Origin of the sequence: Pantoea deleyi (genome assembly GCF_022647325.1) — a bacterium.
Taxonomy (GTDB): domain Bacteria; phylum Pseudomonadota; class Gammaproteobacteria; order Enterobacterales; family Enterobacteriaceae; genus Pantoea; species Pantoea deleyi.
The window spans coordinates 18,404-34,245 of sequence record NZ_CP071407.1; the positions used below are offsets into that span (position 1 = coordinate 18,404).

General features: G+C 56.6%; 21 protein-coding genes. 11 read left to right on the top strand and 10 right to left on the bottom strand.

Annotation, left to right across the window (positions count from 1 at the left end; all coding sequences use genetic code 11):
* Nucleotides 1–39 precede the first annotated feature (39 nt).
* The gene (locus tag J1C59_RS19375) at nt 40–1,233 is read right to left on the bottom strand and encodes an MFS transporter (RefSeq protein WP_128086624.1); all 1,194 of its coding nucleotides are present in this window, start codon (nt 1,231–1,233) and stop codon (nt 40–42) included.
* A gap of 287 nt (nt 1,234–1,520) precedes the next feature.
* On the opposite strand from J1C59_RS19375, the gene J1C59_RS19380 reads away from it, so the two are divergent.
* Complete coding sequence (locus J1C59_RS19380; RefSeq protein ID WP_128086623.1) at nt 1,521–1,913, top strand: VOC family protein; 393 nt, start codon at nt 1,521–1,523, stop codon at nt 1,911–1,913.
* A gap of 117 nt (nt 1,914–2,030) precedes the next feature.
* Here J1C59_RS19380 and J1C59_RS19385 read toward each other — a convergent pair whose 3' ends face one another.
* Nucleotides 2,031–2,648 (bottom strand): pyridoxamine 5'-phosphate oxidase family protein, encoded by a 618-nt coding sequence (locus tag J1C59_RS19385; RefSeq protein ID WP_128086622.1) that lies wholly within the window; start codon nt 2,646–2,648, stop codon nt 2,031–2,033.
* A gap of 282 nt (nt 2,649–2,930) precedes the next feature.
* On the opposite strand from J1C59_RS19385, the gene J1C59_RS19390 reads away from it, so the two are divergent.
* Both J1C59_RS19390 and J1C59_RS19395 read left to right on the top strand, forming a co-directional pair.
* The gene (locus tag J1C59_RS19390) at nt 2,931–3,485 is read left to right on the top strand and encodes a GNAT family N-acetyltransferase (RefSeq protein WP_128086625.1); all 555 of its coding nucleotides are present in this window, start codon (nt 2,931–2,933) and stop codon (nt 3,483–3,485) included.
* Nucleotides 3,486–3,643: 158 nt separating this feature from the next.
* Complete coding sequence (locus tag J1C59_RS19395) at nt 3,644–4,189, top strand: TetR/AcrR family transcriptional regulator (RefSeq protein WP_128086621.1); 546 nt, start codon at nt 3,644–3,646, stop codon at nt 4,187–4,189.
* A 7-nt stretch (nt 4,190–4,196) separates the two neighbouring features.
* On the opposite strand, the gene J1C59_RS19400 is transcribed toward J1C59_RS19395, so the two are convergent.
* Nucleotides 4,197–5,078: a LysR substrate-binding domain-containing protein gene (locus J1C59_RS19400; RefSeq protein ID WP_140916930.1), complete on the bottom strand. Its 882-nt coding sequence runs from the start codon at nt 5,076–5,078 to the stop codon at nt 4,197–4,199.
* Between the two features lie 96 nt (nt 5,079–5,174).
* Between J1C59_RS19400 and J1C59_RS19405 the strand changes: the two genes are divergently transcribed.
* Genes J1C59_RS19405 through J1C59_RS19415 form a run of 3 tightly spaced genes read left to right on the top strand, consistent with a single transcriptional unit; the run spans nt 5,175 to nt 6,390 of the window.
* Nucleotides 5,175–5,495, top strand: a complete 321-nt coding sequence (locus J1C59_RS19405) for a carboxymuconolactone decarboxylase family protein (protein WP_111138913.1) — start codon at nt 5,175–5,177, stop codon at nt 5,493–5,495.
* Nucleotides 5,477–5,866: a tautomerase family protein gene (locus tag J1C59_RS19410; RefSeq protein WP_128084591.1), complete on the top strand. Its 390-nt coding sequence runs from the start codon at nt 5,477–5,479 to the stop codon at nt 5,864–5,866. The genes J1C59_RS19405 and J1C59_RS19410 overlap by 19 nt, the downstream gene beginning before the upstream one ends.
* Nucleotides 5,863–6,390, top strand: a complete 528-nt coding sequence (locus J1C59_RS19415) for a DUF4865 family protein (RefSeq protein ID WP_128084592.1) — start codon at nt 5,863–5,865, stop codon at nt 6,388–6,390. Before J1C59_RS19410 ends, J1C59_RS19415 begins: the two co-directional genes overlap by 4 nt.
* A gap of 10 nt (nt 6,391–6,400) precedes the next feature.
* Here the strand turns inward: J1C59_RS19415 and J1C59_RS19420 are convergent, their stop codons facing one another.
* The 4 genes from J1C59_RS19420 to J1C59_RS19435 form a co-directional block, all read right to left on the bottom strand.
* A complete protein-coding gene (locus J1C59_RS19420) occupies nt 6,401–6,778 on the bottom strand; it encodes a RidA family protein (protein ID WP_128084593.1) in 378 nt (125 codons plus the stop codon).
* A gap of 259 nt (nt 6,779–7,037) precedes the next feature.
* The gene (locus tag J1C59_RS19425; protein WP_128084594.1) at nt 7,038–7,925 is read right to left on the bottom strand and encodes a glycosyltransferase family 17 protein; all 888 of its coding nucleotides are present in this window, start codon (nt 7,923–7,925) and stop codon (nt 7,038–7,040) included.
* 458 nt (nt 7,926–8,383) lie between these two features.
* Complete coding sequence (locus tag J1C59_RS19430; RefSeq protein WP_242281411.1) at nt 8,384–8,590, bottom strand: hypothetical protein; 207 nt, start codon at nt 8,588–8,590, stop codon at nt 8,384–8,386.
* Nucleotides 8,591–9,219: 629 nt separating this feature from the next.
* Nucleotides 9,220–9,540, bottom strand: a complete 321-nt coding sequence (locus J1C59_RS19435) for a hypothetical protein (RefSeq protein ID WP_128084595.1) — start codon at nt 9,538–9,540, stop codon at nt 9,220–9,222.
* A gap of 303 nt (nt 9,541–9,843) precedes the next feature.
* Between J1C59_RS19435 and J1C59_RS19440 the strand changes: the two genes are divergently transcribed.
* The 3 genes from J1C59_RS19440 (at nt 9,844) to J1C59_RS19450 (ending at nt 11,848) form a co-directional block, all read left to right on the top strand.
* Complete coding sequence (locus J1C59_RS19440) at nt 9,844–10,536, top strand: aspartate/glutamate racemase family protein (RefSeq protein WP_128084640.1); 693 nt, start codon at nt 9,844–9,846, stop codon at nt 10,534–10,536.
* Nucleotides 10,537–10,567: 31 nt separating this feature from the next.
* Nucleotides 10,568–10,897 (top strand): DHCW motif cupin fold protein, encoded by a 330-nt coding sequence (locus J1C59_RS19445; protein ID WP_128084596.1) that lies wholly within the window; start codon nt 10,568–10,570, stop codon nt 10,895–10,897.
* A gap of 210 nt (nt 10,898–11,107) precedes the next feature.
* A complete protein-coding gene (locus J1C59_RS19450) occupies nt 11,108–11,848 on the top strand; it encodes a YoaK family protein (RefSeq protein WP_375717571.1) in 741 nt (246 codons plus the stop codon).
* A 36-nt stretch (nt 11,849–11,884) separates the two neighbouring features.
* Here J1C59_RS19450 and J1C59_RS19455 read toward each other — a convergent pair whose 3' ends face one another.
* Nucleotides 11,885–12,610, bottom strand: coding sequence for an SDR family oxidoreductase (locus J1C59_RS19455; protein ID WP_128084598.1), 726 nt, complete (start codon nt 12,608–12,610; stop codon nt 11,885–11,887).
* Nucleotides 12,611–12,709: 99 nt separating this feature from the next.
* Between J1C59_RS19455 and J1C59_RS19460 the strand changes: the two genes are divergently transcribed.
* Nucleotides 12,710–13,630: a LysR family transcriptional regulator gene (locus tag J1C59_RS19460; RefSeq protein ID WP_128084599.1), complete on the top strand. Its 921-nt coding sequence runs from the start codon at nt 12,710–12,712 to the stop codon at nt 13,628–13,630.
* Here the strand turns inward: J1C59_RS19460 and J1C59_RS19465 are convergent.
* Together J1C59_RS19465 and J1C59_RS19470 are read right to left on the bottom strand one after the other, a co-directional pair.
* Entirely contained in the window at nt 13,605–14,000 is a 396-nt protein-coding gene (locus J1C59_RS19465) for a (R)-mandelonitrile lyase (protein ID WP_208721846.1), read from the bottom strand. The genes J1C59_RS19460 and J1C59_RS19465 overlap by 26 nt on opposite strands.
* A 112-nt stretch (nt 14,001–14,112) precedes the next feature.
* Entirely contained in the window at nt 14,113–15,129 is a 1,017-nt protein-coding gene (locus tag J1C59_RS19470) for a LacI family DNA-binding transcriptional regulator (protein ID WP_128084601.1), read from the bottom strand.
* Between the two features lie 402 nt (nt 15,130–15,531).
* Between J1C59_RS19470 and J1C59_RS19475 the strand changes: the two genes are divergently transcribed.
* Nucleotides 15,532–15,726 (top strand): hypothetical protein, encoded by a 195-nt coding sequence (locus J1C59_RS19475; RefSeq protein ID WP_128084602.1) that lies wholly within the window; start codon nt 15,532–15,534, stop codon nt 15,724–15,726.
* The last annotated feature ends 116 nt before the right edge of the window (nt 15,727–15,842 follow it).

Here is a 15,842-nt window from a genome sequence, read left to right on the forward strand (position 1 = left end):
CAGGGGCGATGCCAGCGCCATCGGGTGCGCTACACGATGTCAGGAACCGGGCGCACCGGCGAATGCACGCCCTCTGACGGCCAGCAGCGACATCAGCGCCAGCACAATCAGCGTCATGCCGTAATACCAGGCGGTCTGGTTCAGCCCGATATGGGGCGCAGCGATGCCGGCGGCAATCGCGGGCAGGGCAAAGGCGAGGTAACTTTTTACTAAAAAGGCGGCAAACAGACCGGCGCGCTCATGTCCTTCGGCGAGCGGCAAAATGATTTTCAGCACGCTGGAGAAAATCGATCCAAACCCCTGACCCGCTATCGCCGTGCCGACATAGAGCCAGGCCACGCTGTGCAGTGAGAGGCCGGTCAGGGTAACCGTGACGCCGGTGATCAGCATCAGCGTCCCGATAACCAGTGCGCGTGCGGGTGGAAGCAGACGAAAGAGGAGCACCGCCGCCGTTGCGCTCAGCATCAGCGTGGCGACAACGGATCCGCCGATAAGTGGTGACGTCAGCCCCGTGGCACTGGCGACCATGCCGGGCATCAGGGAAAGATAGAAGCCGCCCAGCATCCAGGTGGCAATATTGACCGGCGTCACTTTCAGCAGAGGGCCCAGTGCGCGGCGCGGAATGCTGACCTGAGGACGCAGTGCGGCCAGAACGCCGGGCTGAGGCGCGATGGTTTCCGGTATCAGGGGTAAGAGCGCCATGGCCGCCAGCATCATCAGCAGTAAGAGCGCGTAGAGCGTGACGGTAGGAAAGGGGGCGAAGCTCACCAGAAATCCGCCTGCCAGCGTGCCCAGGGTCATCCCCAGGAATGCCGTAAAGGAGTTCAGCAGCGGCCCGCGGGTTTTGCTGGCGTCGATCAGGCTGGCACCAAAGGTTGGCAGGGCGATGCCGGTCGCAAACCCCTGCACCAGCCGGGCAGTTATCAGCGTCGCCGCCGAGCTGGCCAGCATGAATACCACCAGCGCAAGCGCATTGAGCGCCAGGGCCAGCAGCATCAGCGGTCGCCGCCCGGTGAAGTCCGACACTTTTCCTACCGTCAGCAGCGCGGCCAGCAGGGCAAAAGCGTAAGCGCCAAAGACCAGCGTCAGCATGGGCGGCGACAGATGGAACAGCGTGCGATAGAGCGGATAAAGCGGCGTGGGTGCGCTGCTGGTCGCTGAAATCAGTACTGCGCCGGTAAAGCTGAATAGCGTGGTGCGGGTGGCCGCCGCAGGCGTCAGGGCAGGGTTCATAAAGATCACCTTAATGCAAAATATTAGCTTTAAGATATACGGCGAACGGTGTCTTAATGCAATATCTTTGCTTTAACAAATCCTGCTGCGGCAATGAAGGTGTGCAGGAACGCTAAAATCCACAGAGGCTTTTATGGCAGAGCCTTACTCAGGAGGTGAGTGAAACAATCAGATCGCTTTCTGCACGCCAGAAGACCGGGTTATGTTTCGTGTTCCTGTGTGCTCATCAGATTGTTAATCAGAAGTAACCTGGCGAAGATGGCTGACAACTAACAGGAGACAGGAAAATGAAAATAGACGAGATTGACCATATTCATCTGTACGTTGAAAACATTGAGCTTGCCGAGCGGTGGTACCAGACCATCCTGGGCTTTTCTCGCGACGAGTCCCTTTTATTCTGGTTCGAGCAGGGCGGCCCGCTGGTGATTCGTAACCACGGGGCATCCCTCTCTCTTTTTCTCCGGCGATCGCAGCATCCGGGTCATACGGTGGCTTTCAGGGTCGCAGCCCGGTCATTCAGCGAACTGATTCCGGTCCTGAAGCAACATAATATTCCCTTCAGCGTCAGTGACCATGACGTCTCCATGTCCGTTTATTTCAGCGATCTCAGTGATAACAAAATTGAAGTCACCTCTTACGATTACCTGAATGCGAAGCAACGGCTAGAGAGCCTCGCGTAACGCCCTGTTTCGGTTATCTGATCCTCTCTGCCGGGCACTCAGGGCTTGCGGCGGAATGTCACCGTAGTGGCCCTCGGGTTTTCCGCAGGCCCTGAGATTGCCTGAACAGAAAAGGACTCAATACAGTGAATTTTTCAGCCTTTCCGGCAGCGCTTTGTCATAGGCATCCCCGTCGATCTCTGCAATCTGTTTCAGAATCGAACCGGTGCTCGGCAGGGCCTGGCGGGATATCTGTGTATCCGCATCCCATAATCCGGCGCGGATAATGGCGCGGCTGCACTGAAAGAAGACGCGCTCCACGCTGATGCGCAGTACGGTTCTGGGCTGCTGGTGGTTGACGGAAAACCGCTCCAGCAACGCCGGATCGGTGCTGATCGCCGCCGTGCCGTTCACCCGTAACGTCTCACCAATGCCGGGGATAAGAAACAGCAGCGCAACCCGGTTGTCATGCAGAATATTTCGCAGGCTGTCGATACGGTTATTTCCCCGTCTGTCAGGCAGCAGCAGCGTTTTCTCATCCTGAATGTCAATAAATCCAGCCGGATCGCCGCGCGGGGAGACATCCAGTCCGTCCGGCCCCGAGGTCGCCAGCGCCACAAAAGGCGAGGCTTCGATAAACGGACGATACGCGGGATGAATATAAGCGGTGACCTTCGCAATAGACGGGGGGGCGACGCTGCCATAGAGACTGTCGAGTTCGTCCGGTTCGGTGATGATGTTGCGCTGTTCAGCCATACATATCCTCTCTGCTGATGAATCCACGTTTCAGGCGCCGGCGATGAGAGACGAAACCTGGCGTCTGGCTTTAACAGAACATTAACATCAATGGCATCACTGCCGGAACTGTGGCACTGTGTTTTATAAACTTTGTTCAGCCTGAGCCTGGTAAAAACGCGGAAAACCAGCCGATTACCGGATGAACTGTTTTTCCGGTTGCCTGCTGCTGTCTTAACACCGCCGGGTGGCAGAACAGGTCGCTGACATAGCGTGAATTTCAGTACCCACAAGGAGCAGTCGATGTATTGGGAGTCAGAGCGTTTGCTTTACCGCTATACCCTTCGTGAAGACCTGGACGATCTCTTCAGAATCTATGGCGACCCTGAGACACACAGATTTAACCCGATGGGGCCGTGGCCTGACAGGTCACACGCGGTCCATTCTATGGAACTCAGATTACAGAGCTATAAGGATGACGGCTTCGGCGACTGGACCATTTTTGAGAAAGCACGCCCGGAGAAAATCATCGGTTTTGGGGGTGTTTTCAGAAGCCGGTTTGATGGTCATCCCACCAATAACCTCGGCTACCGGTTTGAACCGGACGCCTGGGGAAAAGGCTACGCGACCGAGCTATCGCAAAGAGCCATCCGTTACGGATTTGAAGAGGCCGGGCTGAGTATCATTACGGGTGTGGTGCGGGAAAATCATCTGGCGTCACGCCGGGTGCTGGAAAAAGCAGGCTTAACCTTTCTGAAAAAGGTAAAGGATCTGAAAGACCTGCCGCCGAGCCTGATGTACACCCTGACCCGCCGTGACTGGCTGGCGGTGCAAAAGGGTGATGCGACGTCCGGCTGATCCCTTCCCACTTTACCTGAGATGCGGCTGAAGCCGCGCCCGACTTCGTTTAGCACACTTTACCGCCTGCTTAGCCTGAGATGCGGTACACTGCCGCTATCTGTTAATGCAACTTCGTTGCTTTAAAATGATTCGGATAGCGAAAGCAGGAGAAAGAGATGGCGAAGGAGATGATTCGTCAGGGTGGACGCAGCGCACGTATCCAGGCGGAGGTGCATGCGACGGTAAACCGGTTACTGGAAACGCACGATCGTTCTGCCATTACGGTGCCGATGATCGCAGATCAGGCCGGCGTTACGCCCTCCACGATTTATCGGCGCTGGGGCGATCTGACGCAGCTGCTGGCGGACGTGGCCCTGGCGCGGATGCGGCCAATCGCGGAACCGGAAGATACCGGTTCAATGACGGGCGACCTTAACGTTTTTATTCAGCAATATGTTGAGGAGATGTCGTCGAAGGTCGGCCGTGAACTGCTGGCTGATGTGATCGGCAGTCATGCAGAACAGGCCAGCCAGCGATGCTGCCACTTCACCTATCAGCATCTGGAAACGCTCAACAGCCGTGCGCTGGCACGCGGAGAGGCGGGATTTGACGTTAATCGTGCGGTCGATGCGGTCGTGGCACCCGTGATGTTCCATATTCTGTTCGGGGATCGCGAGCTTTCTGCGGAGTATTGCGCGTCGCTGATCCAGCGGGCTTTGTGACCCGCCGTCAGCGGGCCACAAAGGGCAGGGCGGCTTCTGCGATCAGATGCTGCAACAGCGCACGCGCCGGATCGTTTTCCTGATCGGCGCAGGCCAGCGCGATACCCAGGGTGCCGGGCGCGGGCAGCCGCCGGGATTCCACCCCGAGCGTCTCCGGCAACCCGGCGCGGGTGCGCAGCGTTATCCCCAGCCCGGCCTGCAGTGCGGCCCAGATCCCGCTCAGGCTGTGGCTGGTAAACACCACGCGCCACGGAATACCGGCCCGATCCAGTGCCTCCGTGGCGCGGGATCGCATCACGCAGGGTGCATCGAAAACCACCAGCGGCAGCGGCTCACCGCGCTGCAAAAAGCCCGCCAGATCAAAAGCCGGATGCTGTATCCAGGCTAACGGACAGTGTCCAATCAGTTGCGTGCCACGCTGCCGTTCAGACTGCCAGAGCAGCGCCAGGTCCAGTTCATGACGCGCCAGCGCCGTGAGCAGCGCCTGATTGCGGTCAACCCTGGCTGTCAGCATTACATCCGGATGCTGGCGGTTAAAAGCGCCGAGAATGGCGGGCATCAGGGCTTCGCCAAAATCCTCCTGCATGCCGATACGGATCTCCCCCTGTAATCCTTCGCCTTTTACCGCCCGCAGCGCCTCGTCGTTCAGCGTCAGCAGTCGTCGGGCATAGCTCATCAGCTGTTCTCCGCTGCGGGTCAGTTGCAGATGTCGCCCTTTTTTCATTACCAGTGGCGTACCGCATTGCTGCTCGAGTTTTTTGAGCTGCGCGCTGACGGCTGAAGCGGACCGGCAGAGATGCTGCGCGGCCAGGGCGAAGCTCCCCGCATCTATTCCCGCCACAAAACTGCGCAGCGCATCCATATCCAGAGATTCCGGTAACCTGTCCATTATCGTCCTGTAAAGGTGAAGGGTAGGTACTGATTAATTTGATTTTCAGGATGATCATCCCGGGAGACACTCTGTCTGACCCCTAAGGAGTGTGCAATGAAAACTTCACTGAACAGAGAAACACTGGCGCAGCAGGCACCAAAACTGGCAGAACTGACCCGTGAGGTGCTGTTTGACGATATCTGGCAGCGCGACCAGCTGTCAGCACGGGAGCGCAGCCTGCTGACGCTGGCAACCCTGACGGCGCTGGGACGGGTTGAGCAGCTCCCCTGGCATATCCGGTTTGCCCGGCAAAACGGACTGAGCCGGGATGAGCTGGTGGAAAGTTTCACGCATCTGGCGTTTTACGCGGGCTGGCCTGCTGCGGTTACCGCGCTGAACTATCTGGAGGACAACACATGCCCGTCACACGAATAACCCTGCTTCAGGGCTACAGCGATGCGGCGCTGCGTCAGCTCTCCGGGCTGCTTCAGCAGGCGCTGGTGGCGGAGTTCTCCGTCCCCCGGCAGGACTGCTTTCAGATCATTGAGATGCTGCCTGTCGCTCAGCGGGTATTCGATCGTCATTATCTGAGCGACGGCCGCAGCGATGATTTTGTGCTGTTTCAGATAACGGCAGGCAGGCCGCGATCCCGGCAGCAGAAGCAGCAGTTTTATCATGCGCTCTGCTCGGCGCTGCAGAGGGAGATGGGAATTGCGCCTGAGGATGTAATGATCGTTATCCAGTTTAACACCACCGAAGAGTGGAGCTTCAGCGGCGGCCGGATGCTGGCTCAGGAGGCGTTATGATTGTGATGCACTACCGTTTTACTCTGCCCGCCGACTACGATATGGGCATTATCGAACAACGGATCAGAGAGAATGGCGCCAGGCTGAATGGCTTTCCGGGGCTGATAGCCAAAGCGTATCTCTGTGCCCGCCGTGAGGAGGGGGGCTTAGGGGAAAACCGCTATGCGCCGATCTATTTCTGGCAGGAGGCACGAGCGATGCAGCGTTTCCTGCAGACGCCCGGCTTCGCCGCGCTGGTCCGCGATTTTGGCTGGCCGACTCCCGAATGCTGGCTGGCTTCTGAGGACCAGGCTCCGATACCGGATTTAGCCGAAGCCCGCTTTATGACGCTGGAGCGCTGGACGATCCCGCCTCATACGGTTCTTACCGCGCTGCCGGAAAGGTCCGGCTTGAGCGCCTGGGATGTGAGCCGCTGGCAGGGGATCACTCTCCGTGCCTCCTCTCAGCGGCCCGCGGGTGAGCAGGAGGTCTATCGCATCGGCTATCTGGCGCGCGGCGCGGCCGCGTCAGCATGGCTGCTCTGAGGCCCGTCATTCAGAGCGCGAATATGGCCTCAATCTCAATGCGCAGATCCGGCGAGAACAGCCCGCTGACCTGCACCAGCGAGCTGGCGGGCAGATGATCACCGTAATAGCGATAGAGGACCTGGCGCAGGGCATTTATTTCGGTGAACGAGGTCACGAATATCGTGACCTTCAGTAGTGCGGCGAGTGAGGTCTGCTCGGCCTCTGCAACAAGGCGGAGCTGGTCAAAAATGGCTTCCGCCTGCTCAGCTATCTCTCCCTGCTGCGCTGCCGTGCCAAACGCCGTCAGCCCGGAAACATAGAGTGTGCTGCCATGTTTCACTGCATGCACATAGGGCGCTTTGACGTCCCCCAGTTGCGGATAGTTTTTACGTTCTGGCTGGGTCATGGTGACTCCGTCATCATTGAAGTGAACAGCCTGCTCCCTGTGTCACGGATTAGCGATTCAGTCACTGCTGACAGGCAGAATTATCCTGCGTGAGTTCCTGCCACTGGCTGATCGGTCGCGGGTTAACAGCCCGTATGTGATTGCCGACGTCAAGGCATAGCCTTTACCCTCAACGCATTGTTGTAACAGGTTTACCCGGCAGTGATACATCAGCTGACAATAAAAAAATCGCTGAGTGTGGGCTAAAACTATGCAGCAACTAACGTTTGATAAAGTCACTAAACCGGGCCTGATTATGCACCAGCCAGACAGGCATAAATTCATGCGTGACTGGCCTGATCACCATTTTCCGGGGCCGGTTCCAGATATCAATATTCTGCTCAACACAGCGACGGATATGATCCGGATTGTTGAACTCCGGAAGATTATGTTCCGTATGGGAAATCGTCGCCATCTTCTCGCTGATGCGGGCGTCTGTCATGACCCATGAGAAGTGCCAGCCAGCATCCCGGACCGTACGGGTGCGAAGCTTAAGCAGCTTCCAGCGCCACCAGCTCTCCCTGATGGGCGTACCTTTGCGCTTCACGTTGCGCAGCAATTCCGGCTGCCCGAGGAAGAAGCGTTTCAGATTCTTCATGGTGGTCATCTTTGGCAGGCGGCACAGGCGCGCAGAGCCATCATCGTTGAGTACCTGAACATTGAATTTAAAGTTATAAAAATTCTGGTACAGCGTCGTGCAGAGATGGCGCGAGCTGAACTGTTTCAGGGCCTCCGGGCGGGGGATCTCGTCAACGTCCGAGACCATAATAATGTCGCTATCCTGGGCGAAGTCGAGGCCGCGCATAATAGCATTACGGGCAATTGTCTCGTTTTCCCAGGGATCGGTTTCGCCTGCTTTTACGACTGAACTGCCGGAGACAAACTCATGCTGATAAATGGTCGGTATGGCGTCATTAACGACATAAATAATCTTGTCACGAAAAGCCGAAAATTTCTGGATATCGAAATTCAGCCTGTCACGGCGCTTGCCGGTAAACGTGTAAAGGGACTCCACGATGACAAACCGGTCAACATGTTCATAAAGCGTATTCAGGCGCAGCTCTAATAGCATGTCTTCATCGTAATACAGGAAACAATCGTAAATCATCAGAGGGAATACCTTCCTGGCATATATTAATAAAGCAATTTGCCGGAATTGTACCGCATCTTTTTGCCAGGCTTTACAAATTCCTTACGATTTTCTTGCATATATAAAAAAAGGCCATGCAGGTCAAAATTATAGTCACGCGGAGATTCTTCGCATTTGCGAAAAGGATGCCGCAGGGGCTTTGAGGGCTGATTAAAAAGGGGAAAAGGGTCAATTTCGACTGAGTGCGTCCGGATGCTACAGCATCGCTCTTTATCGGGGCGGTGACGCGCCAGCAAGTGAAGCAGATGCTGCCAGCGGTGACAACGGTAAAGCTGACGGCTATTACCTGTAGCGGTATGAAGAAATTGTCTAATCACACCATCGAGGAAAAGAGGTAAGGATGCTGCGCGGCATAAAGAAAGTTCACTCGCAGGGGGATCAGATCAGAGCGTCACTCTCATTAACTGACTCATTAATCATGCAGCCATGCTCAGCGTTTTTTGCACAAACCTTTCAGCAACCATAAAAAACGCAGCAGACGTGATTACTGAAAGAATGAAACTGGCTACCAGTATGAAGTCGATGGCCGCTTCATCGCCATTGATATGAAAAGCAGCGGCCAAGGCATAAAAGAAACCGACGGGTACGACGATAGCTATCGCTTTGAAATTGCTATTGCGCAAAGAACAAACAGCAGGCCGGGTAAAATAATTCGCACCGTGAATATACCTTTATTGTGCCATAGGCTTTGAGCTGTCTAACGAAAGTGTTCAGCGTCGGATTGGATTGAAGTAATATTTCGCGCAGATAGTTGAGCGAAATCGGGTGCTGAAGAGCGATACAGCCTTCGCTCAGGCCTGATGGCGTAACCGGGGGAGGGCATAAATTGTCTCGTCTGACGCCCTGAACATCTATGGAGTCATCAATTTTCTTTTGTCCCGAAAAATTTCAGACGAAGTTGAGCGATCTGTTCCACAACTATCTTTCAATCGGCATTCTTTAAATGGCCGCAGTCGTCTACCTGTCTGTCGCTCATCCGGGAAAATCCGTCAGAATAGAGGTCAGGCCTGCCGGGCGAAAACAGGCAAAAAAACAGCCGGGCGACGGTTTCTGATGTTGCGCAAAATAATGCTGCCATGTGGATATCGTCTGTTGCTGCTCTGTAGCTAAGGGGCAACTCATGTGGTGCCCTGCTTTACATCATGTACAGGGCGCTTTGACGTCCCCCGGTTGCGGATAGTTTTTACGTTCTGGCTGGGTCATGGTGACTCCTTCATTATTGAAGTGAACAGCCTGCTCCCTGTCTCACGGATTAGCGATTCAGTAACTGCTGACAGGCAGAATTATCCTGCGTGGCGCGCTGCTGCTCATCCGGCGTGAGATCCTGCCAGTGACTGATGACGCGGCGACCCAGCGACGATTTATAATGAATTTTTTGCAGAGCGTAGTCGGAATTGCCGCCCTCGATCACATTGCGCATCTGCTCGTCAGCCGTCTGGCTATCCTGATGATCAATCGCGCAGAACACCGCCACGTAATACGCCTTATCTTCTTCGCTGTCATGGGGGATAAACCACCAGGCGGCGAGGGCGAGGATCAGCAGCAGAGGAAGGAGGATTTTGAGTTTAGCCATTTGAGTCACCGGTTATGTGCAGTTAAGTCAGCCGGGTATGGCCAGACGCAGGGCGCGTATCCTGCCACAGATTCTGCCTGCCGTTAACCCCGTTTAGCCGCTGTTGAGACAACGTTCAGGTTGATCGCCGCCAGTCCAGGCGGTGGTGCCCGTAGTAGCCTGTGAAGGGAACTCGCCCGGCGAACGGCCTGTTGCCTCTGTGGTGTGCTTCTGTGCAGTCAACGACAGCACCGGAAGAAACGCATTGCCGATGGATGGCAATCTGGCATGCTGAGAACTCAACCCCTGAACCCGGAGTCAGTTGTGAAAGTGATTGGTCTGTTAGGCGGCATGTCATGGGAATCCACCGCCCTCTATTACCGTATTCTGAATCAGCAGGTTAAACAGCAGCTGGGCGGGCTTCACTCGGCGGAGCTGGTGCTCTACAGCGTGGATTTTCAGCGTATCGAACAGCTTCAGGCTGCGGGCGAATGGCAGCAGGCGGGTGAGATCCTGGCGGAAGCAGCACGTAATCTGGAACGGGCTGGCGCGCAGTTTATCGTGCTCTGTACCAACACCATGCACAAAGTGGCCGGGCAAATCAGCGCCGCGACGGCGATCCCGCTGTTGCACATCGCCGACGCCACCGGACGGCGCATCCGGCAGGCCGGGGTGCGTAAAGCCGGGCTGCTGGCGACGCGCTTTACCATGGAACAGGATTTCTATCGCGGACGGCTGCGCGATCGGTTTGACCTTGAGATCATTACCCCGGATGAAGCCGATCGGACATTTGTCCATGAGGTGATTTATCACGAGCTCTGCCTGGGTGAGATCAATCCCGCGTCGCGTCTGCGCTACCGGGAGATCATGCAGAAGCTGGTGGCGCAGGGGGCCGAGGCCATTATTCTGGGCTGTACCGAAATTACCCTGCTGGTTGACGCCACGGATGCCAGCGTACCGCTGTTCGATACCACTCTGATTCACGCGGAAGACGCGGTGACGCAGGCTCTGGCGTAACGGACTCTTTCAGCCTGTCTGCGAGGAAAGTATGAAAATTGAAAATCTGCCGTTCGGCCTGACCCACTGGGATCAGGTTGAAGAGACAATCCATCCCGGCGACCAGGGGCAGGCGACCTGGCGGACGGTCATGTTTAACGCTATCCGGGTGCGGATGGTTGATTATTCCCCCGGCTATGTCGCCGATCACTGGTGCACCAAAGGGCATATCCTGCTCTGTATGGCGGGTGAACTGCACACGGACCTGGCCGATGGCCGTCAGTTTGTGCTGACGCCCGGCGTCAGTTATCAGGTGGCGGATGATGCCGAACCGCATCGCTCATCGACCACCACTGGCGCCACCCTCTTCGTGGTTGACTGAGGCCGGGATCGGCTCTGCCGCTGCGCTTATGTAAGTGAATTATCACGTCGTTGACACTTTTAAAAGTAAACTGAAACTGCTTTATAAAAATCAGCAAAATTAATGGCTTATTTCGTCAGAGTATTCTGGTTCTGACAGGAATTATCGCTATCAGGTTGTATGCTTGAAAGTTTGAAGGACGTTAAGCATTCATCTGATGTGGGGAAGCCTGTGCTGATAAAAAAGAAGAAAGTTCGTTCGCATACCGAAGATCGTCTGCTGGCGCTGGTGCTGGCCACCACGGCCGGTATTCTTAACGCGATGGCGCTGGGTGCCTTTGGATTTTTTCCATCGCACATGAGCGGCAATACGTCGCAGATTTCGGAGGAAGTGACCACCAGCGACCTGCATACCATGCTGTTTCTGATGGCGCTGATTGGGGCGTTCGTACTGGGCTGCACCGTTGCCCGGCTGGCGGTTGTGGTGGGGCACAAATACAAACTGCGCACCATTTTCTGTCTGATTATTCTGGCGGAAGGCGCGGCGCTGACGGCGGCGTCAGTGTTTGAACTGATGTTCTACCGGCCGAGCTTTAATGGTGAAGTGCTGGTGATGCTGGGCTTTTTAATGGGGATACATAATGCGACGTCGACGCAGCTCTCCAACGGCCGCGTCAGATCGACCCACATCACCGGTACACTGACCGATGCCGGTATTGCGCTGGGCTCCTGGATCTTTGCGCATACGTCTCACGCCGTGCACCTTGAAACCGACGACCGTCGCTTCTTCCAGAAGGTGCTGCACACGCATCTGACCACGGTGTTCTCATTCCTGAGCGGCTGTATTGCCGGGCTGCTGCTGTTTAAGGCGTATGGGTTTAACGCGATGGTGGGGCTGGGAATATTCCTGATGCTGGTGGCGCTGACGGCAATTGCCATTACCATACAGCGAACCCGCAAAATCCTGTACTGATGATATGGCCCGATGCCCGCGCACCGGGCCATTTTTTTACTGTCGGGTCCGGGTTGGCCGCACCACGATTTCGTTTACATCCACCTCCTCGGGCTGTTCGATGGCGTAGCGCACGGCGCGGCCAATGGCGTCCGGCTGCAGCGCGATGGCGCGATAGTGCTGCATCGCTTCGGCGGCGGCGGGATCGGTAATGGTTGATGCCAGCTCACTCTCAACCACGCCCGGATGCACACAGGTGATCCGCAGCTGGCTGTTCTCCTGACGCAGTCCGTCGGAAATCGCCCGCACCGCAAATTTGGTGGCACAGTAGACGGCTGCCGTCGGCGACACGGCGAGCGCACCTATAGAGGCGATATTGATGATGTGTCCGCACTGGCGGGCCAGCATGCCGGGCAGCACGGCCGCGACGCCATAGAGCACGCCCCTGATGTTCACGTCGATCATCTGATCCCACTCTTCAACCCGCAGCGACGCCATCGGCGAGAGCGGCATGATACCGGCATTGTTGATCATCACATCGACCCGGCCCCATTTCGCCTGTGCATAGTCTGCAAACTGAGCCACCTCTTCACGGCGCGTCACGTCTACCGCTTTGATTGCGACCTCCGCGCCGTTGAACCGCAGCTCGTCGGCCAGCGCCGCCAGGCGATCTTCCCGCCGTGCGCCCAGCAGCAGAATGGCTCCGGTTTTCGCCAGTTCACGCGCGATGCCTGCGCCGATGCCGCTGGATGCGCCGGTAATTAAAATCACTTTCTGAGACATAGTGGTTCTCCCGTTGAGTTGTCACTGGCAATCATACGGCGGCTGGATTATAAAGATAATCCACGCATTAGTTCCCACACTGGTAACTCAGGCTAACCAATGATGACCGATAAAAATGCCCTCGAGATTTTTGTGATAGTGGCGCAGACGCAGAATTTCCGGCTGGCGGCTGAGCAGCTGGGCGTCACCCGTCCGGCGATCAGCCAGAGTCTGCGGCGTCTGGAAGACCGGCTGAACATCACGCTGCTGCAGCGCACCACCCGCTCGGTTACGCTGACGGAGGCCGGGCAGCGGCTCTATGCCGACGTCGCGCCAGCGATTAGCCAGCTCAACCGCGCCGTAACGGATATCGCTGAACTGGCGGCCGAGCCGCGCGGTCAGCTGCGGCTGGCGATCTCCTCAATAGCGGAGCGGATGCTGGGCGGCGAGCTGCTGGCAGGTTTTATCACCGCCTATCCGCGCATTGAGCTGGACATCACCGTCACCGACGAGGAGTTTGATATTGTCGGGCAGGGCTATGACGCAGGGGTCAGGCTGGGGGAGGTGATCGCACAGGATATGATCGCCGTGCCGGTATCCCGGCCGCAGCGTCAGGTAGCGGTCGCGTCACCCGACTATCTGGCGCGGGCGGGGACGCCGCACCATCCCCAGGATCTGGTGCATCATCGCTGCATCGGCTGGCGAAAAGGGCCTGGGGTGGCGCCCTATCGCTGGGAGTTTGCTGAGCAGGGCCGGGAATTTGATGTCGCCGTCAATCCGCAGCTCACTACCAATGATATGGGGATCATGATCCGCACCGCCTGTGCGGGCGGCGGCATCAGCTTCGGTATGGAGGAGACGTTTCAGCCCTACATTGCGCGCGGTGAGCTGGTGACGTTGCTTGACGCATGGTTGCCCGCGTTTGACGGCTTCTACCTCTACTTTCCCAGCCGTAAAAACCTGGCACCCAAGATGCGCGCGCTAATCGATCACGTCAGGATCTCATCAGCGCCGGTCAGCGATGATAGTGCGCGTCGCTGACCGGCTCCAGCCACGTCACCGGTGAGCCATTCAGGGATTCAGCAATCGCGATATGGGTCATCGCGTTATCCGGCGTGGCGCCGTGCCAGTGCTTCACATTCTCCGGGATCCAGACGATATCGCCGCAGTTTATGACCTGAACCGCTTCTCCCTCACACTGGATCCAGCCCTGGCCGTGCGTGACGATCAGCGTCTGGCCGAGGGGATGGGTATGCCATGCCGTTCGCGCACCCGGTTCGAAGGTCACCGTCGCGCCGCCCACACGGGCAGGTTCGCTTGCCTGGAAGGGGGCATCAATCCGGACGCTGCCGGTAAAATAGTCGGCGGGGCCGGGACGGGAAGGCTGCGCACCGCTGGTGATAATTTTCATCATTCGCTCCTGTCGTTAAGGTTAATGCATAGTGTAATTGATGAGCCGGATCGCGATTAGCCCGCCTGTTCTGCAAGCGGCTATGAGCGCTGCTCATGAATGGCCCGATGAGTCAGGTCGTCATGTTGTAGCGGGTGATAATATTAATTTTAGAGTAGGGCGCGGGCGGAGCGGTCGCGGGCAGAAATCCATGAAATTCAAGCAGCGTCCGGAAGGCGTGCAGCGCATCGAGCTGTAAATTATGTTCGATCAGCGCATCGATTTTTCCCGCCTGGAGCAGCGCGCAGTTTTCCTTGTCGAGATCGTGTCCGATTACGGCGTTGATCTGGCGCTTCTGTTCTGCAAAGGCACGCAGGATGCCGGGATTACCGCCGCCAACCGTATAAACGGCATCCGCGTCCGGATGCTGCTGCAGGAACTGCGAAACCGACTGGTGCATCCGCGCATCGATCCCAAAGCCGCCCGCCACCACGCTGACCCGATGCTGAGGCGAAAATGTCTGCATTGCCCGCTGAAATCCCTGGATGCGTTCCTGCTCGCCAATAAAGTCTTGGCTGCCGGTAACCGCAACGATATGTGAACGACTGACCCGCAGCCAGCGGGACATCAGAAACGCCGCCACCTTACCGGCATCGAAGTTATCCATGCCGATATAGCGCAGACGCGCGCTGCCAGGCAAATCGCTCATCATGGTTACCACCGGCACACGCTGGCGGAGCAGGGCTTCAAGCGTGGGGTGAAGCTCGCCGGAGCAGGCCGCTTTCAGGATGATGCCGTGGCTGTGCAGGCCCTTTTTGTTCAGCAGTTGATTAATCGTCTCTGCCGTGAGGTTCGCGCCAAAATGAAAGCGAAGCTGGAGTCGGAAGGCCGCAAAGCTGGCGATCTGGCGGGTAAACGCCTCGCGGATCAGGGGCTGAAAACGGTCTGGGGTATGCATGATCACGTCAAAATAGAGGGTTCTTCCTCGGGCCAGCCCTGCTTTCTGCATCAGCTCCAGATCCGCTATCGCCTGCTGGATACGATGCTGGGTACGCGGATGAACATTACCACGCTGATGCAGCGCTCGATCGACCGTGGCCAGGCTCAGTCCTGACTGGGCGGCAATCTGTTTGTGGGTGAATCGGGCCATGCGCTGCTCACGACTGCGGAAGATAAATCCCGTTTTACCACAGTGCGGGCCATCTGTTGCTGAGGGACTGCGATCTTTGTTCATAACCGGGCAGGCCGCACACTCTGCTGTAAAGAGGACAGCGGGCTGATGTGGCAGGGGAGGGCAGTGGGGCGTCGGCGCACGTTAAATGGTGGCGGTTAACATTTATAAACAGAAAATTAATCTGGCAAGGATTCCGACACTCTTCTATTTATTAATCAGCGGCAGGTTATGCGGGCATAAATAACGTCAGAAAACAGCCTGTAATCGGTTAATTAATAACCTTTCTGCCGCTTCGCTTATATTTCAGCGGCGCTGGCTTTTTGGTTTTTAGCTTCTGCTGATGTTAGACTGGATATTCATACACCGTCGGGAGGTCGTGTGAAGTACGATAATGATAATGAAATCCGTGCGCTTGTCGGCGCGGTGGTCAGTGATTTGATCAAGGCGGGAGAGCCGGTTCATTTTCACGACATTACGGACGCGCTGTTTCGCCTGAGCGAAGAGACGCGCGACAGCAGGCTAAAAGCATTGTGCCAGGAAGCGATAAGCTTTTTCAGCCGCAAGATGCATTAAGGCCGGTGGCGTCAACGACAGGCGCCATCCTGAAGCTCCCCTCTCATCTCCCCTGCAGCCTTTTCTTTTCTGCGTTGATAATAAGTCGCAATAAACAGCGATCGGGCATCAGGGGC

What these genes read in the sequence shown, in the direction of transcription:
- J1C59_RS19445 (WP_128084596.1), top strand. Translation starts at nt 10,568, where the DNA reads ATGAAAATTGAAAATCTGCCGTTCGGCCTGACCCACTGGGATCAGGTT.
- J1C59_RS19375 (WP_128086624.1), bottom strand. Translation starts at nt 1,233, where the DNA reads ATGAACCCTGCCCTGACGCCTGCGGCGGCCACCCGCACCACGCTATTC.
- J1C59_RS19435 (WP_128084595.1), bottom strand. Translation starts at nt 9,540, where the DNA reads ATGGCTAAACTCAAAATCCTCCTTCCTCTGCTGCTGATCCTCGCCCTC.
- J1C59_RS19405 (WP_111138913.1), top strand. Translation starts at nt 5,175, where the DNA reads ATGAAAACTTCACTGAACAGAGAAACACTGGCGCAGCAGGCACCAAAA.
- J1C59_RS19470 (WP_128084601.1), bottom strand. Translation starts at nt 15,129, where the DNA reads ATGGCCCGATTCACCCACAAACAGATTGCCGCCCAGTCAGGACTGAGC.
- J1C59_RS19395 (WP_128086621.1), top strand. Translation starts at nt 3,644, where the DNA reads ATGGCGAAGGAGATGATTCGTCAGGGTGGACGCAGCGCACGTATCCAG.
- J1C59_RS19390 (WP_128086625.1), top strand. Translation starts at nt 2,931, where the DNA reads ATGTATTGGGAGTCAGAGCGTTTGCTTTACCGCTATACCCTTCGTGAA.
- J1C59_RS19410 (WP_128084591.1), top strand. Translation starts at nt 5,477, where the DNA reads ATGCCCGTCACACGAATAACCCTGCTTCAGGGCTACAGCGATGCGGCG.
- J1C59_RS19460 (WP_128084599.1), top strand. Translation starts at nt 12,710, where the DNA reads ATGATGACCGATAAAAATGCCCTCGAGATTTTTGTGATAGTGGCGCAG.
- J1C59_RS19465 (WP_208721846.1), bottom strand. Translation starts at nt 14,000, where the DNA reads ATGAAAATTATCACCAGCGGTGCGCAGCCTTCCCGTCCCGGCCCCGCC.
- J1C59_RS19400 (WP_140916930.1), bottom strand. Translation starts at nt 5,078, where the DNA reads ATGGACAGGTTACCGGAATCTCTGGATATGGATGCGCTGCGCAGTTTT.
- J1C59_RS19425 (WP_128084594.1), bottom strand. Translation starts at nt 7,925, where the DNA reads ATGATTTACGATTGTTTCCTGTATTACGATGAAGACATGCTATTAGAG.
- J1C59_RS19415 (WP_128084592.1), top strand. Translation starts at nt 5,863, where the DNA reads ATGATTGTGATGCACTACCGTTTTACTCTGCCCGCCGACTACGATATG.
- J1C59_RS19380 (WP_128086623.1), top strand. Translation starts at nt 1,521, where the DNA reads ATGAAAATAGACGAGATTGACCATATTCATCTGTACGTTGAAAACATT.
- J1C59_RS19420 (WP_128084593.1), bottom strand. Translation starts at nt 6,778, where the DNA reads ATGACCCAGCCAGAACGTAAAAACTATCCGCAACTGGGGGACGTCAAA.
- J1C59_RS19385 (WP_128086622.1), bottom strand. Translation starts at nt 2,648, where the DNA reads ATGGCTGAACAGCGCAACATCATCACCGAACCGGACGAACTCGACAGT.
- J1C59_RS19455 (WP_128084598.1), bottom strand. Translation starts at nt 12,610, where the DNA reads ATGTCTCAGAAAGTGATTTTAATTACCGGCGCATCCAGCGGCATCGGC.